This window comes from Roseomonas sp. SRI_022, from assembly GCF_057586215.1.
In genome coordinates this window covers 1-25,919 of the sequence record NZ_JBYCZL010000049.1, presented here as the reverse complement: position 1 = coordinate 25,919, position 25,919 = coordinate 1, and the positions used below count along the sequence as shown (strand labels likewise).

The window sequence follows — 25,919 nt, the reverse complement described above, 5'->3', positions numbered from 1 at the left end:
CGGACGGGGCGGGCAGCTCGCGACCGGCCTCGCGGCGGCACTGCCCGGCAAGGGCTTCGAGGCCATCCTCCTCGGCCGCCCCGATCTCGATTTCGACGCGCCGGCCTCCATCGCCGCCGCCTTCGCCACGGCGCGGCCGGATGCGGTGGTGAACTGCGCCGCCTGGACCGCCGTCGATGCCGCGGAGGACGACGAGGCCGGCGCCTTCCGCGCCAATGCGATCGGCCCGGCGCTGATCGCCGCGCATTGCGCCGCTGCCGGCATCCCACTGGTCCAGGTCTCGACGGATTACGTCTTCGACGGGCGCAAGGGCGCGCCCTATGTCGAGGCGGATGCACCCAATCCACTCGGCGCCTATGGCCGGACCAAGCTGGCCGGGGAATGGGCGGCGCTGGCCGGAAACCCACGCACGCTGGTGATGCGGACATCCTGGGTCTTCGCGGCGACGGGCAACAATTTCCTGCGCACCATGCTGCGCCTCGCGGCGGATCGGCCGGAACTGCGCGTCGTCGCCGACCAGCAGGGCAGCCCGACCGCGGCACCCGACCTCGCCGATGCCATCGCCGCCGTTCTGGCGCGTATTCGCAATGAGGGCTGGCAGGACTCCCATCGCGGCGTGTTTCATGCGACTGGGGACGGCTTCACCACGTGGCATGGCTTCGCCGAGGCGATCTTCGCAGCGGGCGGGCCGCGTCCGGCGGTGCGGGCCATCGCTACCGCGGATTACCCGACCCGTGCCGTCCGGCCGGCGGATGGGCGGCTGGATTGCGGGCGGCTGGCCGCGACCTTCGGTGTGCGACTGCCACCCTGGCAGGAGGGGCTGATGCGCGTGCTGCGTGCTCTGGGGCCGAGATGACGCGAACCGCCTTGCCTGGCGCGGCCGTGAGGCCGGATCGGAATTGCCCGGCGGGCACGGCGCGGAGATGGCGCGGCGTGCCAAGCGTCCTTCGAGGCGCCCTTCTTGTCCTGGCGCTCGCCATGCCTGCCGCCACCGCCCAAGCCACGGCATGCCCCGGCCCAGGCCATCCGGCGATCGTCTCCGCCCCCCTCGCCGATGCCCTGCGGCGCCCGAATGGCCTGCGCATCGTCGCGCTCGGCTCCTCCTCCACCGCCGGGTCGGGGGCGACGGATGCGGCGCATGCCTATCCTGCGGTCCTCGAAGCGCGGCTGCGCGCTGCCCTTGGCCCAAGCGTCACGGTGCTGAACCGTGGCGTCGGCGGGGAAGACGCCGACACCATGACGAACCGCATCGGGCGCGACGTGATCGCCGAGCGGCCGGACCTCGTCATCTGGCAAGTCGGCGCCAATGCCGCGATGCGCCGCATGGCGCCGGAGGCCTTCGCGCGCTTCGTCCGCGAGGGGGTCGGCATGCTGCGCCGGGCCGGCATCGGCGTCGTGCTGATGGACAACCAGCGCGCCCCGCGCATCGACGCCAATCCCGGCAACCGCCGCTTCGACGCGATCCTGGCCGAGATCGCCGCCACCACGCCGGGGGTGTCGCTGTTCTCCCGCGGGGCGATGATGGATGGCTGGACGGCCGCCGGCGTCCCGCCATCGGCCTTGCTGATCGCCGACGGGCTCCACCACAACGACCGTGGCTATGCCTGCCTTGCCGAGACACTCGCCGATGCGCTCCTGGCCGGCACGCCGATCCGCCCCGCCCGAGGCCCGTGAACGGCTGCCGCACTGCCTGACCGTGGTGCCAGGTTTGCCTGCGCAGCGCCGACAAGTCCTGCTGCACTGCACACCATGCATAACGCAGTTGCGCCCTGGCAACGTTGGCTTTCGGGCGCCCCACGCGGTATGACAACGCCGTTACGCATTCGAGATCACGAATTTGCGATCCGGGCGTCAACGGGAGTTTACGATGCTTGAAGGCCTGACGGCCAATGCGCCTGCGGCCTTGCCGCTGCATGCGGTGCGGCCCGAGGGGCTGCCGGGCCTGCTGGACGCGATGCCGCCCGCGGGCGCGGCATTCCTGCGCGCAACCGGTTTCACCGCCGCATCCGGCGAGCACGCGCTGCTGCCCGGCCCCGATGGGCTGGCGGGCGCCGTCATTGGCCTTGGCGCCGAAACCAGCCCCTGGGCCTATGGTGGCCTGCCGCGCGCCCTGCCCTCGGGCAGCGCATGGCGCCTTGCGCCGGGGCAAGGCGATGCGTCGCTCGCCGCCCTGGGTTGGGCGCTCGGCGCCTATCGCCCGCGCCGCCACAAGACCGGCGGGTCCGCGCCCGCGCTGCTGGAAGCGGGCGAAGGGACCAGGCAGGCCGTGATGATGGCCGAAGCCATCTGCGCCGCCCGCGACCTGATCAACGCGCCCGCGGCCGATCTCGGCCCGGCGGAACTGGCCGAGGCCGCCGCCGCGCTGGCTGGCCGCCACGGCGCCGCCTGCGAGGTGATCACCGGCCAGGCCCTGGCCCAGGAATTCCCGGCGGTCGCCGCGGTCGGCGCGGGCAGCCCCCGTGCACCGCGCGTGGCCGTGCTGCGCTGGACCGGCGCGGCGGACGGGCCGCTGATCGCCCTGTGCGGCAAGGGCGTCTGTTTCGACACCGGCGGGTTGGACCTCAAGCCCTCGGCCAGCATGCTGCGCATGAAGAAGGACATGGGCGGCGCCGCGGTCGTTCTTGCCGTTGCCGAAATGGTGATGCGCAGCGCCCTGCCGGTCCGCCTCTTGGTGCTGGTCGGGGCGGTGGAAAACGCCATCTCAGCAACTGCCATGCGACCGATGGATGTGCTTCGCACACGCAAGGGCCTGAAGGTCGAGATCCGCAACACGGACGCGGAAGGTCGCCTGGTGCTGTGCGACCTGCTCACCTTCGCCGCGGAACAGTCGCCAGCGGCGATCATCGACTGCGCCACCCTGACGGGCGCCGCGCGGGCGGCCCTGGGGCCGGACCTGCCGGCCTTGTTCTGCAACGACGATGCGCTGGCCGCCCGGCTGCTTTCTGCCGGCGCCGCCGTGCAGGACCCGATGTGGCGCCTGCCGCTGCATGATGGCTACGACCCCTGGCTCGACAGCCCCTTCGCGGATCTGTCCAACGTGGCCCAGAAGCCCATGGCCGGGGCGGTCGTCGCGGCACTGTTTTTGCGCCGCTTCGTGCCCCCCGGAATGAAATGGGCCCATCTTGATCTATATGCGTGGAATGATATGCAGCGCGCCGGCCGACCCGAGGGCGGCGAAGCGCAATGCGCACGCGCCCTACACGCCATGATTGCGGACATGGCACAAGACTACCACCCTGCGTCGAGTCCTTGAGATACTCGGCGCTTTCCCTCGCCACAAAAGGCACCAGACGGGCGGCGATGCCGCCCCAAACACAGTAAGGAAGAACCTATGACCCTCCCTGGGAACCCCGATCAGCACATCGGCATTCTGCGCGAGACGATCGTCGCGCTGGTCCGCAGCGACGGACCGGACCTGTCGGCCCGCCAGCTCGCCGTGCTGTTGACTGTCTATCTGGGCGAAGGCCCGCATACCGTGCGTGGCCTCGCCTCGGACCTCAACGTCTCGAAGCCGGCGATCACCCGCGCGCTCGACCGGCTTGGCGAGCTTGACCTCGCCCGCCGCAAGGTGGACCCGGCCGACCGCCGCAGCGTCCTCGTGCAGCGCACGCCGAAGGGCACGACCTTCCTGCAGGACCTCCGCGGCGTGATGACCGAAGCGGCCAAGGGCACGGCGGAAGCCAAGCTGCTGGCGGCGCCGGAACAGCCGGCCCTGCGCGCGGTCTGATCCCGGGCAGCCGCTTGGCTGTCCCCCGGATCGGAGCCCCTGCTCCACGCGCGGTCGCCCCATCGGCACCGCGCGGCATCCTCCGCGCATCGGATTCCCCCTTTGCGCGGAGGTTGCGTGCGATACCGCCAGCCTCCCGGCCCGGCCGGCATCCGCACCGTTGCCTCACGCCCGGCCGCACGCCGGCCCTGTCGTCCTGCCTACCGCAGCAGCACCGGCAGCAACGCATCCAGCCTGACGATGCCTTCCGCCGTCGCGCGAAGCCGGCCTTCCGCCGTCCAGGCCAGGTAATCCTCATCCAGCAGCGCCGCGAGCATCGCGGGATCGACCGCCTGTTCGAAGGGCAGGCCGGACCGCGCCGCGATGCGCGCGGGATCGACCCCCTCGGCGAGGCGCAGGCCCATCAGCAGCGCTTCCCGTGCACGGTCCCGGGGGGTCAGCGCCTCCTCCTCCACCGCCGCATGGCCGTCGCGCTCGACGCGAGCGGCCCATTCCTCGGGTGCGCGGTGGCGGCGCGTCGCGATCATCCGGCCATCCTGCAGCACGCGCTGATGCGCCCCGGCGCCAATGCCGAGGTAGTCGCCATAGCGCCAATAGGCGAGGTTGTGCCGGCTCTCGGCCCCCGGCTTCGCGTAGTTGCTGACTTCATACGGCAACAGGCCGAAGCGGGCGGCTTCCTCGGCGGTAGCGAAATACAGCCGCGCGGCGGCGTCGCCCTCCGGCAGGGCGAAGGCCCCGCGCGCATGCAGGGTTGCGAACTGCGTGCCCGGTTCGATGGTCAGCTGGTACAGGGACAGATGATCGGCGGCGAGCGCGAGGGCGCGGCGCAGCTCGGCGCGCCAGGACGCTTCCTCCTGGCCTGGGCGGGCATAGATCAGGTCGAAGGACAGCCGCGGGAAGATGGTCCGTGCGGCCTCCAGGGCCGCAATAGCCTGCGCGGTATCGTGGCGGCGGCCAAGGAAGCGCAGCGCCTCCTCCTCCAGCGACTGCACGCCGAGGCTCGCGCGGTTCACCCCCGCCGCGCGGAATGCGGCGAGGCGGCCGATTTCGACGCTGGTGGGGTTGGCCTCCAGCGTGATCTCGACGTCCGGGGCGGCGTCGAACAGTGCGCGCGCATCCTCGATCAGCGCGGCTACGGTCTCCGGCGCCATCAGCGACGGCGTGCCGCCACCGAAGAAGATGCTGGTCAGGGGCCGGCGGCCGACCCGCGCGGCCTCATGCGCCAGTTCGCGGCGCAGGGCGTCGCGGAAGCGGGTGTCGTCCACCCGGTCGCGCACATGCGAGTTGAAGTCGCAATAGGGGCACTTGGCGGCACAGAACGGCCAGTGGATGTATAGGGCGAGGGGTTCGGTCACGCGGGGGATATGGCGTGGCGGGGGCCGCCTGTCGAACCGGGGAATTTCGATGCCTCATGTCACCGCCCTGTATGCGGGCCTGCTGATCGGCCTGTTCATCCTGCTGACGCTGCGCGTCTTCGCAGTGCGTCAGCCGAGCGGGGTCATGCTCGGCACCGACGGCAACCGGGCGCTCGAACGCGCCGTGCGGGTGCACGCGAATTTCGCGGAGTATGTGCCCCTGTTCGTCGTAACCCTTGCGGTCGCCGAGCTCTGCGGGGCGGCAGCCTGGCCGCTGCATGGGCTGGGTGCGGCGATGCTGGCCGGGCGCGTGCTGCATGCGGCCGGCATGTCACGCGACCCCGACATCGTCCCGCTGCGCGCAGCGGGCATCGCGCTGACGCTGATCGCGCTCGGCGGGGCGGGCGTTCTGGCCTTCGGGGCCGGGGCCGGATTGTGGTAGCGGGGCGGGCATGAGCGCTTCCTCCTCCGTCGAACGCGTGCGCGCCGCCCTGCTGGCGGCCAGCCACCCCGACACCATCGCAGCCTTCCCCGATGGCACCCGCAGCGCCGCCGAGGCCGCCGCCGCGGTCGGATGCGACGTGGCGCAGATCGCCAAATCCATCGTCTTCCGCGCCGGGCCACGGGCGGTGCTGGTCATCGCCTCCGGCGCCAACCGGGTGGACATGGCCAAGGTCGCCACGGCGATCGGCCAGCCGGTCAAGCGCGCCGAAGGGGTCTGGGTGCGCGACACCACGGGCTTCGCGATCGGTGGCGTCTCGCCGGTCGGACATCTCGCGCCACCGATCCTGCTGCTCGACGCGGACCTGATGGCACTCGACCCGGTCTGGGCGGCGGCGGGTTCGCCCCAGCATGTGTTCCGCACCTCCCCCGCCGACCTGCTGCGCATGACCGGGGCACAGGTGGCCGATATCCGGGAGTAGCGCCGTCGCATCAGGCCGGCCCCTCGCCGGATGCCCGCGGGCGTGCCTAGTCTCGGCCACGACCCACAAGGAGGACCGAATGCCCCTCACCGTCCAGCAGATGCTCGCCGCCGCCGAGGCCGCCGTGCCCAGGATCTCCGCCGAGGAGGCCAAGGGCCTGGTCGGCCGCCCGGACGTGCTGTTCCTCGATGTGCGGGAACCGGCCGAGGTGGCCGCCTCCGGCAAGGTGCCCGGCGCCGTCGCGGTCCCGCGCGGCCTGGTGGAGTTCCGCGCCGACACCACCGCGGCCTCTCATGACAAGGCCTTCGACCCGGCGAAGACGATCGTCGCCTATTGCGCCTCGGGCGGGCGGTCCGCCCTGGTGCTGAAGACGCTGAAGGAGATGGGCTACGAGAAGGTCCGCAACCTCGGCGGCTTCAAGAACTGGCTCGAGGCCGGAGGCGAGGTCGAGAAATAGGCCGCCGTTTCAGGCCGCGGAGGCCTTCTTCCGCTCGCTTTCCGTCTTCAACTGCCCGCAGGCCGCAAGGATGTCCCGTCCGCGCGGCCGGCGGATCGGGCTGGCATAGCCCGCATCGTTGAGGATCGCGGCGAAGCGCTGGATCGCCTCGGAGGTCGAGGTCTTGTAGGCGCTGCCCGGCCAGGGGTTGAACGGGATCAGGTTCACCTTGGCCGGCAGGCCGCGCAGCAGGCGCACCAGCTCGCGCGCCTCGGCCTCACTGTCGTTCACGCCGCGCAGCATGACGTATTCGAAGGTGATGCGCCGCGCGTTGGACGCGCCGGGATAGCGGCGGCAGGCGGCAAGCAGTTCCTCGATCGGGTATTTGCGGTTCAGCGGCACGATCTCGTCGCGCAATTCGTTCGTCACGGCATGCAGCGACACCGCCAGGCCGACCCCGAGTTCCGCCCCGCAGCGATCCATCATCGGCACGACGCCGGAGGTGGACAGCGTGATGCGGCGGCGCGAGAGCCCGATGCCCTCATGGTCCATGACGATCTTCAGCGCCTTGGCGACGTTCTCGTAATTGTAGAGCGGCTCGCCCATGCCCATGACGACGATGTTGGACAGGTGCCGTGCCGTGCCGTCCTTCGGCGACGGCCATTCGCCGTAGGAATCGCGCGCCGCCATGAACTGGCCGACGATCTCCGCCGCGCCCAGGTTGCGCACCAGCTTCTGCGTACCGGTGTGGCAGAACTTGCAGGACAGGGTGCAACCGACCTGGGTGGAGATGCAGACAGCACCGCGATCCTCATCCGCCGAGGGGATGTAGACCGTCTCGACGCGCTGTTCGTCGCGGAAGGCGAAGACCCATTTGCGGGTGGAATCGGCGCTGTCCTGCTGGGTCGCGACACCCGGCCGCCCGACCACGAAGCGTTCCGCGAGCCGCGCCTGCATCGGCTTCGCGATCGTCGTCATCCTGGCGAAGTCGGTCTCGCCCTGGTGATAGATCCAGTGCCAGAGCTGCTTGGCGCGGAAGGGCTTCTCACCGATCGCGGCCATTTCGGCGGTCAGTTCGTCACGCGACAGCCCGACCAGGTCGCGCCGCCCGTCGGGCAACATGGCCGGCGGCGGGGCGAAGATCGCTGCCTTCGCGAGGATCCGTGCGCGCTCCGCGTCCTCCAGCCCGTCGGTGGGGAGGATGACGTTCATCGCCGTGGCGCCGGGCATTCCTGGCTGATGGCATCGTAGGCAGCCGAGAAGCCGGACAGGGTGAAGGTGTCGGTGGCATTGCCGCGGCCGCCGGCGCGCGGTCCGCGCGCCACCGCCTGCGACCCGCCGCGGAAGGCGGCGACCGCCGCGCGGCCGTCCCGCGCGAAGGCCGAATTGCCGCCGGTGTAGAAGGGCAGTGCCGTCTGCCCGACCGTGACCGTCACCGCCGCATTGCGCGGATAGGCATATCCCGCCGAAAGCGCCACCTGGTCGCGCCCGCTGGCGCGGTGCGTCACCGTCAGGATCACGCCCTCACGCGACGGGTCGGTCCGCGACGCCCGGGTGAAGGCGTAGCAGACCTTCTGCCCGCCCTCGCTGTGCACGGCGGCGGTCCAGGACTGGAAATCGCCCAGCCGGCGGGGGCCCTGCGGCGTGCTGGCGGCACCGCGCTGCTGCGCCAGGGCGGGCACGACGGCCAGGGCCACGAGGGCCGGAACAAGGAGAAGCGTTCGCATGGCCCCTAGATACGAAGCTGCGCCCCCCGGGGCAACCGCGCGCCGTCTGGCCGCGCGCCGCGTCCCGGCGTAACAGGCGGGCCATGAGCGACGCTGCCGATGCCGCCCTGGCCGCCCAGTACGAAGCCTATCCCTACCCGCAGCGCGATCCGCGCGATGAGGCGAAGCGCCTGATCGTCGGCAGCCCGAGCCATTTGCGGGAGGTCGATCACTGGATCTTCGGCGCCCGGCGCCCGGCTTCCCGGCCATTGAACGCGCTGATGGCCGGCGGCGGGTCGGGCGACGCGACGCTGATGCTCGCCCAGCAGATGGCCACCGCCGGGCGACCGGGAACCGTGACCTGGCTCGACCGGTCTGCCGGCGCGCGGAAGGTCGCGGGGGCGCGCGTCGCGGCGCGATCTCTCGAAAACGTGAGATTCGAGGAGGGCTCGATCCTCGAACTGCCGGCCAGCGGCCTCGGTCCCTTCGACTACGTCGATTGCTGCGGCGTGCTGCATCACCTGCCGGACCCGCTCGCGGGGCTGAAGGCACTGGTGTCGGTGCTCGCCCCCGGCGGCGGGGTGGGGTTGATGGTCTATGCGCCGCATGGCCGCACCGGCGTCTACATGGTGCAGGAAGCGCTGCGGCTGATCGCACCGCCCGACCAGCCGCCGCGCGAGCGCGTCGAAACCGCCAAGCGCCTGTGGCGCCAATTGCCCGAGACCAACTGGCTGCGCCGCAACCCCTGGATCACCGACCATGTGAAGGGCGGTGATGCGGGGCTCTACGACCTGCTGCTGAACCCGCGCGACGTGGCCTTCACCGTGCCGCAGCTCGCCGCGCTGGTCGCGGCGGCGGGGCTCGAGATCCGCTGCCTGGTCGAACCCTTCCGCTACGATCCCGACAGTTTCCTGACCGACCCAAGGCTGCGCGAACGCACCGCGGGGCTGGACCCGGTGCAGCGCGCCGCCTTGGCCGAGGCGGCGTCCGGCAACATGGGCATCCACATCGCCTATTGCGTCCGCGCCGGCCAGGCACCGCAGGCCCCGGCCTGGGATGACGAGGCCTCGGTGCCGGTGCTGCGCGAACTGGACGGCGCGAAGCTGGCGGCGACGATCCCCGCCGATGGCGTGCTGCGCATCGCCTTCGATGGGCTGAGCGTGCCGATCGCCCTGCCGCGCCTGGCGCAGGCGATCCTCGCCCGGGTGGATGGGCAGCGCAGCATCGGCGCGATCGGCGACGAACTGGCCGCCAAGGGCGTGTCGCGGGAAGCCTTCGCCAAGGATTTCGCGGCGCTGGCGCGGGCGATGGAACGGGTGAACCGGCTGCTGCTGGCGGCGCGGTAACGCGGCCGGAAGCGCCCGGCGCCGCATCGCGGTGGACAAGTCCGCCGATCCCAGGCACGCCCGGGCATCATGCTGCCGTCGGCCCACCTCGTGCTGGTCGCCGCCTTCGCGGTGATCCATCTGCTGGTCATCCTGCGCGCCCTGCTGGTGGACGGCAGGGACCCGATGTCGCGCGCCGCCTGGGTCCTCGCATTGCTGCTGCTGCCGGGCGTGGGGGTCGGCGTCTATCTGCTGGTGGGCGAGCCCTGGCTCGCGCGGCGGCTGCGCAACCGTTCCGTCGCCGTCTTCGACCTTCTGGCGCGCAAGGCGCGACCCGGCAGCGAGGCCGCCGCGGCAGCGCATGACGCCATTCCGGAACGCTTCCGGCCGGCCTTCCGGCTGTGCGAGGCACTGGCCCGTGGCCCGACCGTGGGGGGTAACACGGCCCATCTCGCACCGGATTCCAACGCGGCCATCGCCGAGATGGTCGCGGCGATCGATTCCGCGGCCAGCACGGTTCACCTGTCCTTCTACATCTGGCTCGCTGACACCAACGGGCTGAAGGTGGTCGAGGCGCTGTGCCGCGCCGCGCGGCGCGGCGTCACCTGCAGGGTCATCGCCGACGGCATCGGGTCGCGGCCGCTGGTGCGGTCGGGCCACTGGCGCGCCATGACCGAGGCCGGCGTGCGGCTGCAAAGCGCCCTGCCCATCGCGCGCGGGCCGCTGGTGTTCCTCGGCAACCGGGTGGACCTGCGCAACCACCGCAAGATCGTCGTCATCGACAACCGCGTCACCTTCTGCGGCAGCCAGAACTGCTCCGACCCGGAATTCCGCATCAAGGCGAAGTTCGCCCCCTGGGTGGACATCATGCTGTCCTTCGAAGGGCCGGTGGTGCTGCAGAACCAGCTTCTCTTCGCCGCCGACTGGATGGCGGAGACCGGGGAGGACCTGACCGCGCTGCTCGCCTCCGACCCGCCCGCGGCGACGCCGGGCGGCTTTCCCGCCATTGCCTTCGGCACCGGCCCCAATTCGCCCAAGGGCGCAATGTCGGATGTGTTCGTCGCGCTGCTCGGCGGCGCGGAGAGGGAGGTGGTGATCTCCACCCCCTATTTCGTGCCGGATGCGCCGCTGCTCGCTGCACTGATCGCCTGCGCCCGGCGTGGCGTCGAGACGAAGCTGATCCTGCCCGCGCGCAACGATTCCTGGGCGGTCGGCGCAATCAGCCGGGCCTACTACCCGGACCTGCTCGCCGCCGGCGTCCGGGTGTTCGAATTCCATGGCGGGCTGCTGCACGCCAAGACGCTGGTGCCGGATTGCGCCGTGGCGCTGGTCGGTTCGGCGAACATGGACCGCCGCAGCATCGACCTGAACTTCGAGAACAACATCCTGCTGCATTCCGAAACGGTGGCGCGGGAGATCCGGGAGCGGCAGGACGCGTATCTGCGCGACGCCACGGAGGTCCTGCCGGAACGGCTGCGGCGCCGGTCGATCCCGCGCCGGCTGTGGGAGAACACGCTGACGATGTTCAGCCCGGTGCTCTGATAGACCCAAACTCCAATGGAGTTCGGGTTTGGCTCTGTCCCACGCGCAGCCGCCACGCCAACCCTGCGCGCCGTAAACCCAGATACCTTCGGCATCCGGGTTTTACCGGCGCGCGTGGCGCGATCAGCCATTCCGCCACGCCCCCTCCCTGCCCTAGGCTGCTGTCGAAAGTCCTAGAGGGGGGAGAAGTACGAGATGATCACCCGACGCGCCCTGGCCGGCGCCGCCGGCGGCCTGCTGGCCGCCCCATCCGTCCGCGCGCAGACCGCGTGGCCCGACAAGCCGATCCGCTTCATCATCGGCGGGTCGGCCGGCGGGGTTTCCGACATCTTCATGCGCATGATGGAGAACCGGCTGCGCGAGGTCTTCGGCCAGCCGCTGATCATGGACCCCCGGCCCGGCGCAGGCGGCATGGTGGGGGCGGAACTGACCGCCCGGTCGGCGCCCGACGGCTACACCTACTACGTCAACCACATCGCCTCGCACGGCATCGGGCCGACGCTGTATCGCCGCCTGTCCTTCGATCCGCTGAAGGACCTGCCGGGCGTGGCGCGCATCGCGGCGATGCCCAACGTGATGATCGTCAAGGCCGACGGACCGGTGAAGACGGTGCAGGAACTGGTGGCCTTCTGCCGTGCCAATCCGGCGCGGGCGAATTTCTCCTCGGCCGGGTCGGGCACCTCCTCCCATCTCGGCGGCCTGCTGTTCGGCATGCGGATGGGCATCGACGTGACGCACGTGCCCTATCGCGGCACCGCGCCATCGATGGCCGCCGTGCTGAACGGGGAAGTGCTGTTCAACATCGACAACGCCCCGGTCTCCCGCCAGCAGGTGCTGGCCGGGATGCTGCGCGCGCTCGGCGTGTCCACGGCGCAGCGCGCCAGCACCATGCCGGACCTGCCGACGCTGATGGAACAGGGCGTGCCCGATTTCGACGTTGCCTCCTGGTACGGCGTCGCCATGCCGGCCGGCGTGCCGATGGCGATCCGCGACCGGCTGGGGCGGGAGATCGTCGCCGCGCTGAACGACCCCGGCATCGCGCAGCGCCTGCGCGACTACGGGGCGGAACCCTGGCCGCTCGGCCCGGCACCCTTCGATGCCTTCATGCGGGACGAAGTGGCGAAATGGGCGCCGGTGGTGCGGGCATCCGGCGCTCAGATCGACTGATTCGAACGGCGGCGGATCGTTCAGCCGGGTGCCGGACAGAAAGCTCGCAATCCCGCGATGCTCCAGGCATAGAAAATGGGCGTGACCGAACCCATCCTGCTCCGCCGCATCCTCTTCGTGGCCCTCGCCGTGCTCATCATGGCGGGGCTGCTGCATCTGGCCGTCGCGGTGCTCGCGCCGGGCGGCTGGACGGTGTGGGAGGTGCTGATCCTCCTGTGCTTCCTCGGCACCATGCCGTGGAGCGCGCTGTCCGCCGCCAACGCGCTGGTGGGCCTTGCGATACTGCTGCTGTCGAAGGACCCGGTCGGCGCCGTTCTGCCGGCGCTGCGGCAATTGCGTCCGGGTCCGCCGCAGGGCCGCACCGCCATCGCCATCTGCATCCGCGACGAGGACATGACGAGCGTCCTGCCGCCGCTCGCCCGGCTGATGGACGGGCTGGCGGTGCGCGGCATGGGCGACCGCTTCGCCCTGTGGATCCTGTCGGACACGCCCGCCGGCCCGGCCGCCTTGGCGGAGGAAGCCGCCATCCGCGCCTTCGCCAAGGGCCGCACCGACACCAATTATCGTCGCCGCGCTGTGAATGAGGGTTTCAAGGCCGGCAACGTGATGGACTTCCTCGACCGCCATGCGGAGGGCCTCGACTACTTCCTGTGCCTCGATGCCGATTCGTCGATGACGCCGGATGCCGTGCTGCGCCTGGTCGCGGTGCTGGAAGCCGACCCCAAGCTCGCCATCGTCCAGCAATTGATCCATGGCCGCCCGGCCAGCGCCGCCTTTCCCCGGCTGTTCCAGTTCGGCATGCGCCAGGGCATGCGCACCTGGGCGACCGGGCAGGCCTGGTGGCAGGGCGATGAGGGCCCCTATTGGGGCCACAACGCCGTCATCCGCATCGAGCCCTTCCGCGAGCATTGCCGGCTCGCCCCGCTGCCGGACGGCTCGCGCATCCTGTCCCATGACCAGGTGGAGGCCACGCGCCTGATCGCCGCCGGCTGGAAGGTGCGCGTGCTGCCGGACGACCGCGGCAGCACCGAGGCCAATCCGCCGACCTTCGGCGATTTCATCATCCGCGACCTCCGCTGGGCGGGGGGCAACATGCAGTACCTGGCCCTGCTCCGCCTTCCGGGCCAGAGCTGGATGGCGCGCTGGCAGTTGGTGCAGGCGATGCTGCTGTTCGCGGGCGCGCCGCTCGGCTGCGCCATCCTGCTGCTGGCCGCGATCAATGCCCTGACCGGCGGTGGCGAGTCGACGCCGACCGGCTGGCTGATCCTGCTGCTGCTCGCAGGATGGGCCTGCTACTACGCGCCGAAGCTCGCCGGCTATGCCGAGATGCTGCTGAAGCCGGAACTCGCCGCGACCTATGGCGGGCGCGAGGAGGTGCTGCGCGACGCGGCCGCCGAGATCGCCTTCACGACCCTGATGGAACCCGCCCGGCTGATGGCGCAGTCGCTGTTTCTGGTTGCCGTGCCCTTCGGGCTGAAGGTCGGCTGGGTGCCGCAGAACCGGGCCGATCGGGGCGTGTCCTGGTTCGACGCGGCGCGGCAGTTCTGGCCGGCGACGCTCGCGGGGATCGTGCTCACCGCCGCCTTCGCCATCGCCTCGCCGCTCGCGCTGCTGCTGGTCGCGCCGGTGCTCGCCTCCCTGCTGCTGGCGATCCCCTTTGCGGTGGTGACCGCCGACGCCTCCTTCTCCGCCTGGCTGCGGCAGGAGGAGATCTGCGCCCTGCCGGAGGAAATCCCCGGCGGAGTCCGCTAGGCTCCGGCCATGCTGCATCTTCGCCGCATGCTGCGCGCTCCGCTGCTGCTCCTCGCCTTCCTCTGGGTCGTGCTGGAGGAAACGATCTGGCGCTGGGCCGGCCGGCTCGGCGCCGCGATCGCGCGGCTGCCGATCTTCGCCGGGCTGGAACGGCTGATCGCGCGGCTGGATGCGCGGGTCGTGCTGCTGCTGTTCCTGGTCCCGATGCTCGGGCTGATCCCGCTGAAGCTCGCCGCGGTCTGGCTGATCGGCGGCGGGCACGTGATCAAGGGTGTGACGCTGCTCGTCGGCGCGAAGTTCCTGGGCACGGCAGTCGCGGCGCATCTCTACGCCGTGGCAGAACCGAAGCTGATGACGATCGCGGCCTTCGCCCGCGTGCGGAACTTCGTCGTCGGCCTGCTCGCGCGCGCGCATGCCTATCTCGATGCGCTGCCGGCGTGGCAGGCCGCGCAACGGGCCATGCGGCGCGCCAAGGCGATGCTGCGCGGCCTCACACGACGCGCGCGGGTCCTGGTGTTCGGCGATGGCCCCGGCCTCATCGAGCGGGTGCGTGCGGTGCGCGCCCGCTGGCGGCATCGCGCATGACGGCGCGGGTCATCCTCTATGCCGCCATGTCGATCGACGGCTGCCTGGCGGATGCCGATGGCGACATCGGCTGGCTCGCTCCCTTCGACGCGCAGGACTACGGCATGGCCGGTTTCCTCGCGGGCATCGACGCGCTGCTGACCGGCCGCGTGACCTATGACCAGATGCTCGGCTTCGCGGAGTGGCCTTACACCGGCAAACGCGTGGTGGTGCTGACGCAGCGGCCGCTCGACCCCGACCCGCCGGCGGGGGTGGAGGCGGCGCAGGGCGACCTCGGCGCCGTCGTCGCGCGGCTGAAGGCTGAGACAGAGGGCGACATCTGGCTGCTGGGCGGCGCGGTGGTCGCGCAGGCGGCCCTGGCGCGCGGCCTCGTCGATCGGCTGGAGCTGTTCGTCATCCCGGTCACACTCGGTGCCGGCATCCGGCTGTTCGGCGCGGCGGGCCAATTGCAGGGCTGGCGACTCACCGGCACGCGGTCGTTCCCGAACGGCGTGGTCGAACTCGACTACGACCGCGGCTGAGTTCCGTCCCGACCGGGCTGGATCGTCGCCGCCTTACCCGGCACGCTCTGCGGACTGCCATCGCGGACTGACGGAGAGACCATGCCCCTTGATCCCGGCGCGCGGAGCGTCCTCGACCTGATCCGCGACAGCGGTCGCCCGGCGCTGCACACCCTGACGCCCGGACAGGCGCGCGAGGTCTCCGCCGCCTCAGTCCCCGTGCTGCAACCCGACCCGCAGGTGGTGGCGGAGGCCGAGGACCTGACCTGCCCCGGCCCGGCCGGCCCGATCGGGCTGCGGCGGTATCGCGGCCTTGGCACCGACCCGGCCGCCGCGCTGCCATGCCTGGTCTTCATCCATGGCGGCGGCTGGGTGATCGGCAGCCTCTACACCTACGACCAGCTATGCCGCAGCCTCGCCAATCACCTCGGCGCCTGCGTCATATCGGTGGATTACCGGCTGGCGCCGGAGCATCGCTTCCCGGCCGCGGTGGATGATTGCGCCGCCGCGTTGCGCTTCGTGAATGCCGAGGCCGCGGCCCTGCGCATCGACCTGTCGCGCATCGCGGTCGGCGGCGACAGCGCCGGCGGCAACCTCTCCGCCGTGCTGGCGCTGATGGGCCGCGACGGCACGGTGCCCGCGCCAGGCTTCCAGTTGCTGCTCTATCCGGCGACCGACGTGGCCGCCGATGCGCGACCTTCCTACGATCGCTGCATCGAGGGCTATCCGCTGACCAAGGCGACGATGCGCTGGTTCATCGACCACTACCTGCCAGAGACGTCGTCGCGCACCGACTGGCGCGCCTCCCCGCTGCGGGCGGCCTCGCTGGCCGGCACGGCGCCAGCCTTCGTCATGACCTGCGGCCACGATCCGCTCTGTGACGAGGGCATCGCCTATGCGGAGCGACTGGATATGGAAGGCGTGGCGGTGACGCATCTGCATGTCGCGAACCAGATGCACGCCTACCTCACCATGGGGCGGTTCATCCCAACCTCGGACCTCACGCTGCGCCAGGCGGCGGCGGCGCTGCGGGCGCATTGGGGGCTGACCTAGGCTCAGGACCCACTGATGGAGCCGGAATGTGACGGTAATTCCAGGCTCGGCGCTCTACCCCAGCGACACTGCCGCACGTCCTCCAAGCCGTGGCAACCCAGTAGCGCCATGCCGCGATCAAGCTCTTCGATAAGCAGGGCGAGCGCCCGCGCTGGAAACCGCGCGGGCGTGATGCGAACCATGGCGTGCCTGGCTGCACGTCGAACGGACGGCGCGCGGTCGTGTCTACTACCGCGGCCAGCGCAGGACTTCGACACCAGTGTCCGTGATGTCGAATGCCATCAGATCCGTGCCGACTTCGAGCGGTCCATCATAGGTCTCGCGCGTTTGCGCGATCAGCTCGTTGGCGGTGAGAGGGGGCACGTTGCCCAGCGAGAGCAATACCAGGTGCGAATAGACGCCCAGCCTCGGTCGCGCGCGACTGAAGACTCTGCCCACGTCCTGTGGGGAAGTATGGTGGTCCATGATCGTCCGCACGCGCGGATTGTCCGCGATTTCCGGCCGGGCGGCGCCGACCTCGTGGATGATCAGATCAGCGCCCGTGCCATGGCGCACCACGTTCTCGCTGTAGCGGGTGTCGCCCGAAATCACGACCGCGCGGCCGCGGTATTCGATGCGGTATCCATAGGCCGGTTTGATGTGCTCCCCGTGATCCACCTCGAAGGCGATGACGCGGACGCCTCCGCGGTCATAGACCACGCCGTCCTGTCTAAACTCCCCCGCCACGATGGTAACGCCCTCGCGCGGCAGCCCCTCGTCCGCCAGGCGAATGCGGATATCCTCCGCATAGGCTCGTTCGAGGTTTTCCATCAGGTTCCTCGTGCCGGTCGGGCCGATGACGTGGAACGGCGTCGTTCGGCCGGCGGCGTTTGACACGAAAAGCCACCGCGTGAGCCAAACATCAGGAAGGCCCACCACATGGTCGGAGTGTAGATGAGTCAGAAAGACCGCATCGAGCCAAGCCAACGGGACGCGGAGTTGAAAGAAGCGGATCGTTGCACCGCGTCCCGCGTCGAATAGCAGCTTCTGATCACCAGCTTCGACCAGTGTCGCGGGCCCAAACCGATCCGGAAGGGGCACAGGCGCCCCGGTCCCAAGCAATGTCACTCTCATCGACGGCCGATCTCCGCCTGGTTGTGCGGATCCCTGCGCGTGTGCGCGGGCGGCGATCGCTGTGGAGATGGCCACGCACAGCAGCGAGCGGCGGCTGCCGATAAGGCCTGACCTGCGGGAACCCTGCATAACGCCACGCGTCGTCATGCCTCAGACTCCTCGAACGGCTCAGGCTACCACAAGAAGGGTCGCTCATACCAATCGCGGAATGAACATGTCGGGCGCCGTTCACCGGGTTGCCGTGAGGCCTGGCGAACGGGAACGGCTCCAGCGTCGGCCGGCGCTTATTCCGACGCGATCCGCTCGAGCAGGTTCCGCAGCAGCCCCGCGCCTTCGGCCAGGGACTCGATCGTGCCGGGGCGGCCGTCGGGGCTGCCCGTGCCACTGGGAAAGACCAGCCGGTCCTGCGCCAGTTCCGCCGGCGACAGCCTGCCGTCGTCATCGTAGTCGAGGCTCGCGACCAACAGTCGTGCCGCCGCCACGGCCGCGACGCCCCCAAGCCCGCCGGCGATAGCGATCCCGTCCGGATCGCCGCCTTGCTGCACGGCCAGCGCCCAGGCGGCGCCACGCAGCAGCCGCGCCACCTCCGCCACCGACAGCAGCCCGTCACCGGAGACGTCCGCCTCACTGACCAGCCCGCCGATGCAGATCGGCATCGGGCCGGCCTGGCAGACCGCTTCCAGCCGTTCCAGCGTGCCCAGGAAGGCCAGGCCCTCGCCATGCAGCAGCGACAGCCGGACATTGCCCGCCTGGCAGCGCAGCCAGCGCGTAACGGGCGTCGCACCGGGCAGCCGGTCGTCGCGCAGCTTGGCATCGGGCTCGGCGAGTTCGAGCGCGTCCTCCTGCGCCCGCAGCATGACGCGCGGCGCCTCCGCCCCCGCGCCGATGCCGAGCGTCCATCCATCCTGGTCGCGCAGGGTGCGGAAACGCACCAGCCGCGCCGGACCGGCGGCCGGCAGCCGGGCGACGCTGCGCGCGGTGACGTGCAGCAAGGCTGTCGGGTCAGCGCAGGATCCGGTGGCCCAGGTGCCGCGCAGCGCCTCGGGCACACCCTGGGCGGCCGCCGGCGCCGCCGCGCACAGCAGCGCCGCCAGCAGGAAGCGCCTCATTGCAGGACCAGCTCCACCCCGGCGCAAAGATCGAGCCCGGTCAGGATCACCTCCCGCCCGTCGCGGAACACCGCGGCCAGTTCGGCAATGCAGCCGACGCCCTCGGGCGGGGCGAAGTCCAGCGTCTCCCCGACGCCGAGCACGGTGCGCCCAAGGCGGTCCGGTCCGCGATCCTGCCCGGCCGGATAGGCATAGAGCTCGGCAACCGGCACATCCGCCGTGTTGCGCAGGCGCACGCTGCCCGGACGCGGGCCGTTATCCTGCGGCTCGTCCTCGTCGAGGCGGTCGGCCAGCGTCCAGCCGGGCCGCAGCACGATCACCGGCGTCTCGCACAGATTGATCGCGGCGCGTTCCTCGGCGGCACGGCGCTCCTCGAAGACTATGCGCAGGTCCGCCTCACAGTCGCGCAAGCGGGCGGCAACCTCGCGCCGCTGGCCGCGCGGCAGGACTTCCTCACCCAGCCGGTCGGGGCCCCAATCCTCCTCGGAACTGCCGGAGATGTAGACCTCCTGCACCATGGCGCCGTGGCGGTTGACCAAGGTGACGCGGCGTTCCGGCGGGCGCGGTGCGCCCGAGCCGTCAAAGGCGACTTCCCGAAGCCGGCACAGGTCGATGCCCTGCTTCACCTCCTCGGCGTCATCCTCATAGACCGCGCGCAGGTCCCACAGGCACGCGGCGCCACGCACACGCAGCGTGAAGTCGCCGCCGGCGGGCAGGATATCGGTGCCGAGCCGGTCGGGACCCCAGGATGTCGGCGCGCGGGTCGAGGCATAGAATTCACGCATCGCACGGTCGCCGGTGTTGCTGATGCGTGCTTCTCGCCGCGGCGCATTGGGATCGCCGAACATCACGCGGGCTTCGCGGCACAGGTTGAGCGCGGGGCGCGTCTCCTCCTCGCCGTCCTCGAACACCGCGGTGACGTCGAAGATGCAGTCCCGCGTGCGGCCCAGGCGCACGCGCCATTCGCGCCCGGCGGGGATGATGTTCTCGCCCAGCCGGTCGGGGCCGCGGCCGGGCGCATTGGGCGGCGCGGCAAAGATCTGCAGCAGGATGGCGTCGGTCTCGTTGCGCACCGTCAGCTCGCGCAGCGGGATCGAGGTGTCGCCGAATTGCACGCGGCGATTCTGGCAGATGTTCTGCCGGCGCCGGTCCTCGGTGCCGTCCTGATAGACCGCGCGGAATTCGAGGTCGCAGGCCGCACCCTGGATGCGCGCACGGAAGCTGCCGCGGTCGGGCACGGTGTCGGAACCCAGCAGGTCCGGCCCGAATTCGGCCGAACCCGGCGGGGCGGCATAGAGCTCCCGCAGGGTCTGGCCCGACTGGTTGGTGATCGTGGCTTCGCGCTCACGCGCGGGCGGCTGGGGAGCGGCGGAACGGGGCGCAGGCTGCGCCAAGGCCATCAGAGGGGCCAGAGCGATGCAGACGGCCATCGCCAGTGAAGGCAGGCGCATGAAGGGCCTTTCGGGGGGATCCAAGCACCGGGCAGGATGACGGCTGCGCCATGTCCTCCGCAAGCGCAGCCAGGACACGGTGGGCGGGAAAAACGCACGTCTCAGGCGGGTTTGCGAAGCATTCTCAGGGCGCCGGCAGCACCACCACCGTCACCGTGCGCGATGGCGGCAAGGCCGCACGCACACGCGGGCTGAACTGGGCGCTGCGGGCTTCGGACCGCAGCCGTTCGCGCGGCACGCCACGGCCGGCCAGCGCATCGGTCACCGCGCGGGCGCGCTCGGCCGCGAGGCGGATGGAGGTAGTCGCCCCGCCCTCCTGCCCGGCATGGCCCAGGATGCAGGCCACGCGGGCGCCTTCGCCGCCAAGCGCCTCGATCACCGCATCCATCGGCGAACGGGCCGCATCGCCGAGCCGCGAGGATCCGCGCGCGAAGGGGATGGAGAAGACGTCGTCCTCCAACTGCTCGGCGCCGACGCAGTTGAAGGGAGCGGTCTCGGCCAGGGCCGGGCCGGCGAGGATGCCGAGGGCGAACAGCAGGCGGATCATGGTCCGGCGAGCACCCCGGCCTTGCGCAGCCGCGCGATCAGCCCGGCCGCGTCGATCGCCGGCCAGGCCGCGCCCAGTTCCGCCTCGGCCACCACCGGCCGGGCGAGCACCCAGGCGGTCGCCTCGACCTCGGGAAAGGACAGCGGGATGACGCCGCCATTCGTCCGCAGCCCGAACTCATTGCCGCGCCGCACGGGCTTGGCACTGGGATCGGCAACGCGGAAGCGTGGCCCGGTAGGGGCGGCAGCGGCGGGTGCTGCGGCGGCCGGCGCGCCGTCGCGCGCGGCGAGCAGGTCGAAGCCGCCGCGCCGGAAACGATAATCGCGGATGAAGCCTTCCAGCACCTCCAGCACCTTGGGGTCCTTCGCGAGGTCGCTCAGCCGCGCACCCAGCGCCGCGAGTTGCTGCGACAGCGCGTACTTCCCTGGTGCCGCCCCATCCTGGCGCGGCAGCGGCTTGCGGAATTCCACGTCGTACAACGCGCGTTCCGACAGGATGTTCAGCACATCCATGCCGAGCGGCGCGTGCACGCCATAGGCGATGTGGACGGAGTTCGGCGCCTCGGCCAGCGCATCGTGATACCAGCCGCGCGGCAGATACAGGATGTCGCCCTTCTTCAACGTGACCTGTCGCAGCAACGCGCCCTTGGCGCGGTCGTGGTGATCCTGCTTCTGGCCACGGAAGATCGGATGCGGGATGGGGTATTCCGCGCGGCCCTCCCAGATGTTCCAGGTCTTCTCGCCTTCCACCTGCACCGCCCAGACGTCGTGGGTGTCGTAGTGCGAGTGGAACGCCTTGTGCTGCTGGAAGGAGATGTAGACATTCGCCTGCGCCTTCCCGAGCCCGGCATCCTCCAGCGCATCGGAGATGGCGGCGAGGCCGGGCGAAAGGCTGTCCACGTCGTTCATCACGGCCGAGGCACCGCGCCGCACCCAGTCCTGCACCTTCTCCGCCACCGGCTGCAGCACCGATGCGCCGTCGCGCGAGGTCGCCTTCACGCTGTATTGCGCGGGCGGTACCGGCACGCTGTCCAGCACCAGGCGGAAGCTGGTCTCCGTCCAGATATGGGACATGTCGAGCAGGCGATTGATGCCGGCCCAGTCCAGCACGTCCGCGAAGCGCGCGGGATGGCCTTCGACATGCAGCGGCTGCCGGTCGTGGAACTCCGCGAAGAAGCGTTCCGGCGTGATGGGCGCGAGCAGGTCTTGCAACGTCATCTTCATGCCGCGAAGTCTAGCCTGGATCATGGGATCGCGTCAGCGTCGGGCTGGACGCCGGGACCCACCCCGGCGCAGGCTCCGCCGGGGCCAAGAATCTGGAGGAACAGCCATGGCGGACGACACACGCGCCCTGCCCGACACGACGCGGGAGGAAGTCCTGCGCGGCGCCGCCGAGGCCCTGGCCGCCCAGGCCCCCGGCCTGCCGCCCGATGCCGCCGCATTGCTGCGGGCGCTGCATGCCGCCGTGCCGACCGCGGAACTCGCCGCCACTCCGCCCGAGGCGATCGCTGCCGCCGCGGCCAGCCTCTATGGCTTCGCCGCCGAGCGCGCGCCGGGCACCGCCAAGGTCCGCATCCTGCCCCCCGGTCCGGTCACGGGCGCCCGCCCGGTCGCCGAGATCGTCACCGACGACATGCCCTTCCTGGTCGATTCGGTGCTGGCGGCCCTCGCGCTGCACGGCCGGGCGGTCGCCTCCCTGCTGCACCCCGTGCTGCGCGTGCGGCGCGACGGGGCGGGGCAGTTGCTCGCCATCGATCCCGCCGCCACGGCGCGCGAGAGCATGATGCGCGTCACCCTGGGCGCTGCCGGCCCGGTGCTGTCCGGCGCGCCGTCCCGGCCGGCCGAGGCGCTGGAGGCACTGGAAGCCGCCATCGCCAACGCCCTGGCCGATGTGCGGGCCGCCACCTCTGCCTTCCCGACCATGCTGCGCCTGCTGCACGGGGCCGAGGCCGAGGTGGCGGCCCCCGGCGGCGCCGATGCCGAGGAAGCGGCCGCCTTCCTGCGCTGGCTGTCGGAGGACAACTTCGTCCTGCTCGGCCATCGCCGCTACGCCGCCCATGCCGACGGCACGCTGGAGATCGTGCCGGAGGAAAATCTCGGCCTGCTGCGCGATCCCGCCGTGCCCGTCTTCGACGCGCTGCGGGACCTGTCGGCCATCCCGCCCGCGGTGCTGGCAGCGCTGTCCCACGCGACGCCGGTGAGCGTGGCCAAGGCCAATATGCGATCGACGGTGCATCGCCCGCAGCATGCCGACGTGGTGGCGACGCGCATCTTCGATGCCCATGGCCGCGTCATCGGCGGGCGGCTGTTCCTCGGCCTCTTCGCCGCCGCCGCCTACAACCGCAATCCGCGATCCATCCCGCTGCTGCGCCGCAAGGTCGACAACATCCTGGAACTCGCCGGCATCGAGGCCGACAGCCATGACGGCCGCGCGCTGCGCAACATCCTCGATACCTGGCCGCGCGACGAGCTGTTCCAGGCCCCCGAAGCAGTGGTGCTGGACGGTGCGCGGCGCGCGCTCGACCTGACGATCCGCCCGCGCGTGGCCCTGGCGGTGCGGGCCGATCCGTTCGAGCGCTTTGTCTCGGCCATCGCCTGGCTGCCGCGCGACACCTTCGACACAAAGCTGCGCGAGCGCGTCGGGCAAATGCTGGCGCGCGCCTATGGCGGGCGGCTCTCGGCCTTCTACATCGCGCTGGGCGACGCGCCGCTCGCACGCATCCACTACATCATCGCGACGCGGCCGGGCGAAGTGCCCGATGTCGACGCCGACGTGCTGGAAGCCGCCATCGCGCAGGCCGCGCGCGGCTTCGGGGAGCGGCTGGCGGAAGCGCTTGCCGCCACCGAAGGCGAAGCCGAGGCCGCCGCGCGGCTCGCCCGCTGGCGCGACGCCTTCCCCCCCGCCTATCGGGAAAGTGCGACGGCCGCGCAGGGCGTGGCGGACATCCTGCTCGCCGAACGCGCCATCGCGGTGGGCCGTCCGCGCGCCGATCTTCTGCGCGCCCCGGGTGCGGGTCCGCGCGCGCTGACCCTGCGCCTTGCGAATGCCGGCGGGCCGCTGCCGCTGGCCGATGCGCTGCCGCTGTTCGAAAGCCTCGACCTGCGGGCAGTGGAGGAACAGCCCTATCACCTGGCGCCGGCCGATGGGCCGCCGACCGTGCTGCACATCTATCGCCTGGAAGCCGGCGCGGATTGCCCGGAGGACCGCTTCGACGAAATCCTCGGCGCGCTGTCGGCGCTGCTGGACGGCACTGCGGAAGCGGATGGCTTCAACCGCCTGGTGCTGCGCGCGGGACTCGACTGGCGCGAATGCTGGCTGCTGCGGGCGATGTTCCGCTGGGCCAAGCAGGTCGGCTTCCCCTTCGCCCAGGCTTCCGTGGAAGCGGCTTTGTCCGCCCAGCCCGAGGCAGCGCGGCTGCTGATCGAGATCTTCCGTCGCCGCTTCGACCCGCAGGCGACCGACCGCGACACGTCGAAGGCGGAAGCCGCCTGGACGACGCTGCTCGACGGCATCGAGAATCCCGACGAGGACCGGATCCTGTCGCGGCTGCGCGTGCTGCTGGACGCGATGCTGCGGACCACCTTCTTCCAGGGCAAGGACACCATCGCCTTCAAGCTGGACAGCGCGCTGGCCGGGGAGATGCCGCTGCCGCGCCCCTGGCGCGAGATCTTCGTCCATGGCGTGCGCATGGAAGGCTGCCACCTGCGCGCCGGGCCCGTGGCGCGCGGCGGCATCCGCTGGTCCGACCGGCGGGAGGATTTCCGCACCGAGATCCTCAGCCTGATGAAGGCGCAGCGGCTGAAGAACGTCATCATCGTGCCCACCGGCGCGAAGGGCGGCTTCGTGCTGAAGCACCCGCCGCCGGCTTCCGACCGCGAAGCGTTCCAGGCCGAAGGTATCGCCTGCTACAAGATGCTTGTCCGCGGCATGCTCGACCTCGCTGATAACTACCAGGGCACGGCGGTGGTCACGCCGCCCGGCATCATCCGGCGCGACGGGGACGACCCTTATATCGTCGCGGCCGCCGACAAGGGCACCGCTACCTTCTCCGACATCGCCAACGGGCTTTCGGCGGAATACGGCTTCTGGCTGGGCGATGCCTTCGCTTCGGGTGGCAGCGCCGGCTACGACCACAAGGGCATGGGCATCACCGCGCGCGGTGCGTGGGTGATGATCGACCGGCACTTCCAGGAAACGCTGGGCCGCAGCGTGCAGGATGCGCCCTTCGACATGGTCGGCGTCGGCGACATGTCGGGCGACGTGTTCGGCAACGGCCTGCTCGTGTCCCGCAAGACGCGGCTGCGCGCGGCCTTCGACCATCGCCACATCTTCCTCGACCCGGATCCGGATGCCGAGGCGTCCTACACCGAGCGCGAGCGGCTGTTCCGCCTGCCGCGTTCCTCCTGGGCCGATTACGAAGCGCGGCTGATCAGCGAGGGTGGCGGCATCTTCCCACGCAATGCGAAGACGCTACCGCTGTCGCCGCAGGCGCGCGCGATGCTCAGCATCGACGCCGACCGCGCCGAGCCTGCCGCCATCATGCAGGCGATCCTGCGCATGCAGGTCGACCTGCTCTATTTCGGCGGCATCGGCACCTATGTGAAGGCCAGCACGGAAGCCCAGGCCGATGCCGGCGACCGCGCCAATGACAGCATCCGCATCAATGGCAACGAGGTGCGCGCGAAGGTGGTCGGCGAAGGCGCCAATCTCGGCGTCACCCAGGCCGGACGGATCGAGACGGCACGCCAGGGCATCCGCATCAACACCGATGCGCTCGACAACTCCGCCGGCGTCTCGACCTCGGACCATGAGGTGAACATCAAGATCCTGCTCGCCGACGCCGAAGGCGAAGGGGTGCTGACACGCCGCAACCGCGACGAGCTGCTGCGCGAGATGACGGATGAGGTCGCCGGCCTGGTGCTGCGCGACAACCACCAGCAATCGTTGACGATCACGCTGGAACAGATGGGCGGCGCGGATGACCTTTCCGCCCACGCGGCGCTGATGGAAACGCTCGAACATGCCGGGCTGCTCGACCGCGCCGTGGCGGGATTGCCGGATGCGGCGGCGATGGCGCGGCGGATCGGCGCAGGCGATGCGCTGACACGACCCGAGATCGCCGCGCTGCTGCCCTTCGCCAAGCTGTGGCTGACCGATGCGTTGACGGAATCGGACCTGCCGGACGAACCGGCGCTGCTGCCCGCGCTGGTCGCCTATTTCCCGCATCCGCTGCAGGCGACCTATGCGCGCTATATCGAGCGGCACCGGCTGCGGCGTGACCTGGTTGCCACCATCGTCGCCAATGCCGTGGCGAACCGGTTGGGCTGCGCGGCGCTGGCGCGCCTGACCATGGCGACCGACCCGGTCGCCGCCTGCCGCGCCGCGCTGCTCGCGGCCGAGGCCTTCGGGCTGGAAGCCGCCAGCGATGCCATCGACACGGCGGCCGCACCGGCCGAGGCGCGGCTCGCGGCGCTGCTGTCGCTGCGGCGGCTGCAGGAAGCGGCGGCGCAGCAACTGCTCGCCGCGCCGGCGCAGCCACTCGAAACCGCGCTGGCGACGCTGCGGCCGGGCATCGCCGCGCTGGCGGCGGAAGCGGCATCCGCTGGCCCTGCCCTGCCGCCGGGCCTG

Annotated in this window: 23 protein-coding genes; 15 read left to right on the top strand and 8 right to left on the bottom strand. The window is 71.0% G+C overall.

Features of this window, described 5'->3' with window-relative positions:
* From rfbD to AC2YHJ_RS27265, 4 genes are all read left to right on the top strand, one after another.
* Window positions 1-856, top strand: an 856-nt coding sequence (rfbD, locus tag AC2YHJ_RS27280; protein ID WP_487399344.1) for a dTDP-4-dehydrorhamnose reductase, incomplete at its 5' end; no start/stop codon positions are given.
* Window positions 857-978: 122 nt separating this feature from the next.
* The gene (locus AC2YHJ_RS27275) at window positions 979-1,674 is read left to right on the top strand and encodes an SGNH/GDSL hydrolase family protein (protein ID WP_487399343.1); all 696 of its coding nucleotides are present in this window, start codon (window positions 979-981) and stop codon (window positions 1,672-1,674) included.
* A gap of 193 nt (window positions 1,675-1,867) precedes the next feature.
* Window positions 1,868-3,253 carry a leucyl aminopeptidase family protein gene (locus AC2YHJ_RS27270; RefSeq protein WP_487399342.1) on the top strand — a complete coding sequence of 462 codons (1,386 nt, stop codon included), beginning with the start codon at window positions 1,868-1,870 and terminating at the stop codon, window positions 3,251-3,253.
* 78 nt (window positions 3,254-3,331) lie between these two features.
* Window positions 3,332-3,727 (top strand): MarR family transcriptional regulator, encoded by a 396-nt coding sequence (locus tag AC2YHJ_RS27265; RefSeq protein WP_487399341.1) that lies wholly within the window; start codon window positions 3,332-3,334, stop codon window positions 3,725-3,727.
* 200 nt (window positions 3,728-3,927) lie between these two features.
* On the opposite strand, the gene hemW is transcribed toward AC2YHJ_RS27265, so the two are convergent.
* Window positions 3,928-5,082 carry a radical SAM family heme chaperone HemW gene (gene hemW, locus AC2YHJ_RS27260; RefSeq protein WP_487399340.1) on the bottom strand — a complete coding sequence of 385 codons (1,155 nt, stop codon included), beginning with the start codon at window positions 5,080-5,082 and terminating at the stop codon, window positions 3,928-3,930.
* 49 nt (window positions 5,083-5,131) lie between these two features.
* On the opposite strand from hemW, the gene AC2YHJ_RS27255 reads away from it, so the two are divergent.
* The 3 genes from AC2YHJ_RS27255 to AC2YHJ_RS27245 all read left to right on the top strand — a co-directional run bounded on the left by AC2YHJ_RS27255 (window position 5,132) and on the right by AC2YHJ_RS27245 (window position 6,462).
* On the top strand, window positions 5,132-5,524 hold the full coding sequence (locus AC2YHJ_RS27255; RefSeq protein ID WP_487399339.1) for an MAPEG family protein: 393 nt from the start codon (window positions 5,132-5,134) through the stop codon (window positions 5,522-5,524).
* A 10-nt stretch (window positions 5,525-5,534) separates the two neighbouring features.
* Window positions 5,535-6,005: a YbaK/EbsC family protein gene (locus tag AC2YHJ_RS27250; RefSeq protein WP_487399338.1), complete on the top strand. Its 471-nt coding sequence runs from the start codon at window positions 5,535-5,537 to the stop codon at window positions 6,003-6,005.
* Between the two features lie 79 nt (window positions 6,006-6,084).
* Window positions 6,085-6,462, top strand: coding sequence for a rhodanese-like domain-containing protein (locus AC2YHJ_RS27245; protein ID WP_487399337.1), 378 nt, complete (start codon window positions 6,085-6,087; stop codon window positions 6,460-6,462).
* 9 nt (window positions 6,463-6,471) lie between these two features.
* Here AC2YHJ_RS27245 and rlmN read toward each other — a convergent pair whose 3' ends face one another.
* Window positions 6,472-7,671, bottom strand: coding sequence for a dual-specificity RNA methyltransferase RlmN (rlmN, locus tag AC2YHJ_RS27240; protein ID WP_487399336.1), 1,200 nt, complete (start codon window positions 7,669-7,671; stop codon window positions 6,472-6,474).
* A complete protein-coding gene (locus tag AC2YHJ_RS27235) occupies window positions 7,650-8,168 on the bottom strand; it encodes an invasion associated locus B family protein (protein ID WP_487399335.1) in 519 nt (172 codons plus the stop codon). Before AC2YHJ_RS27235 ends, rlmN begins: the two co-directional genes overlap by 22 nt.
* A gap of 83 nt (window positions 8,169-8,251) precedes the next feature.
* Between AC2YHJ_RS27235 and AC2YHJ_RS27230 the strand changes: the two genes are divergently transcribed.
* From AC2YHJ_RS27230 to AC2YHJ_RS27200, 7 genes are all read left to right on the top strand, one after another.
* Window positions 8,252-9,493, top strand: a complete 1,242-nt coding sequence (locus tag AC2YHJ_RS27230) for a methyltransferase (RefSeq protein WP_487399334.1) — start codon at window positions 8,252-8,254, stop codon at window positions 9,491-9,493.
* 69 nt (window positions 9,494-9,562) lie between these two features.
* Entirely contained in the window at window positions 9,563-11,014 is a 1,452-nt protein-coding gene (gene cls / locus AC2YHJ_RS27225; protein ID WP_487399333.1) for a cardiolipin synthase, read from the top strand.
* A gap of 195 nt (window positions 11,015-11,209) precedes the next feature.
* Window positions 11,210-12,181 carry a Bug family tripartite tricarboxylate transporter substrate binding protein gene (locus tag AC2YHJ_RS27220; RefSeq protein WP_487399332.1) on the top strand — a complete coding sequence of 324 codons (972 nt, stop codon included), beginning with the start codon at window positions 11,210-11,212 and terminating at the stop codon, window positions 12,179-12,181.
* 81 nt (window positions 12,182-12,262) lie between these two features.
* Window positions 12,263-13,933 (top strand): glucans biosynthesis glucosyltransferase MdoH, encoded by a 1,671-nt coding sequence (mdoH, locus tag AC2YHJ_RS27215; protein WP_487399331.1) that lies wholly within the window; start codon window positions 12,263-12,265, stop codon window positions 13,931-13,933.
* 9 nt (window positions 13,934-13,942) lie between these two features.
* Window positions 13,943-14,518, top strand: coding sequence for a hypothetical protein (locus AC2YHJ_RS27210; protein WP_487399330.1), 576 nt, complete (start codon window positions 13,943-13,945; stop codon window positions 14,516-14,518).
* On the top strand, window positions 14,515-15,039 hold the full coding sequence (locus tag AC2YHJ_RS27205) for a dihydrofolate reductase family protein (RefSeq protein WP_487399329.1): 525 nt from the start codon (window positions 14,515-14,517) through the stop codon (window positions 15,037-15,039). The genes AC2YHJ_RS27210 and AC2YHJ_RS27205 overlap by 4 nt, the downstream gene beginning before the upstream one ends.
* An 81-nt stretch (window positions 15,040-15,120) precedes the next feature.
* On the top strand, window positions 15,121-16,071 hold the full coding sequence (locus AC2YHJ_RS27200) for an alpha/beta hydrolase (RefSeq protein WP_487399328.1): 951 nt from the start codon (window positions 15,121-15,123) through the stop codon (window positions 16,069-16,071).
* 228 nt (window positions 16,072-16,299) lie between these two features.
* On the opposite strand, the gene AC2YHJ_RS27195 is transcribed toward AC2YHJ_RS27200, so the two are convergent.
* The 5 genes from AC2YHJ_RS27195 to AC2YHJ_RS27175 all read right to left on the bottom strand — a co-directional run bounded on the left by AC2YHJ_RS27195 (window position 16,300) and on the right by AC2YHJ_RS27175 (window position 21,508).
* Window positions 16,300-17,331 (bottom strand): MBL fold metallo-hydrolase, encoded by a 1,032-nt coding sequence (locus tag AC2YHJ_RS27195; RefSeq protein ID WP_487399327.1) that lies wholly within the window; start codon window positions 17,329-17,331, stop codon window positions 16,300-16,302.
* Between the two features lie 137 nt (window positions 17,332-17,468).
* Window positions 17,469-18,293 carry a hypothetical protein gene (locus AC2YHJ_RS27190; protein WP_487399326.1) on the bottom strand — a complete coding sequence of 275 codons (825 nt, stop codon included), beginning with the start codon at window positions 18,291-18,293 and terminating at the stop codon, window positions 17,469-17,471.
* Window positions 18,290-19,744 carry a hypothetical protein gene (locus tag AC2YHJ_RS27185; protein WP_487399325.1) on the bottom strand — a complete coding sequence of 485 codons (1,455 nt, stop codon included), beginning with the start codon at window positions 19,742-19,744 and terminating at the stop codon, window positions 18,290-18,292. The genes AC2YHJ_RS27190 and AC2YHJ_RS27185 overlap by 4 nt, the downstream gene beginning before the upstream one ends.
* A gap of 124 nt (window positions 19,745-19,868) precedes the next feature.
* A complete protein-coding gene (locus AC2YHJ_RS27180) occupies window positions 19,869-20,291 on the bottom strand; it encodes an OmpA family protein (protein ID WP_487399324.1) in 423 nt (140 codons plus the stop codon).
* Complete coding sequence (locus tag AC2YHJ_RS27175) at window positions 20,288-21,508, bottom strand: cupin domain-containing protein (protein WP_487399323.1); 1,221 nt, start codon at window positions 21,506-21,508, stop codon at window positions 20,288-20,290. The genes AC2YHJ_RS27180 and AC2YHJ_RS27175 overlap by 4 nt, the downstream gene beginning before the upstream one ends.
* A 112-nt stretch (window positions 21,509-21,620) precedes the next feature.
* On the opposite strand from AC2YHJ_RS27175, the gene AC2YHJ_RS27170 reads away from it, so the two are divergent.
* On the top strand, window positions 21,621-25,919 hold a 4,299-nt coding region (locus tag AC2YHJ_RS27170; protein ID WP_487399322.1), incomplete at its 3' end, for an NAD-glutamate dehydrogenase.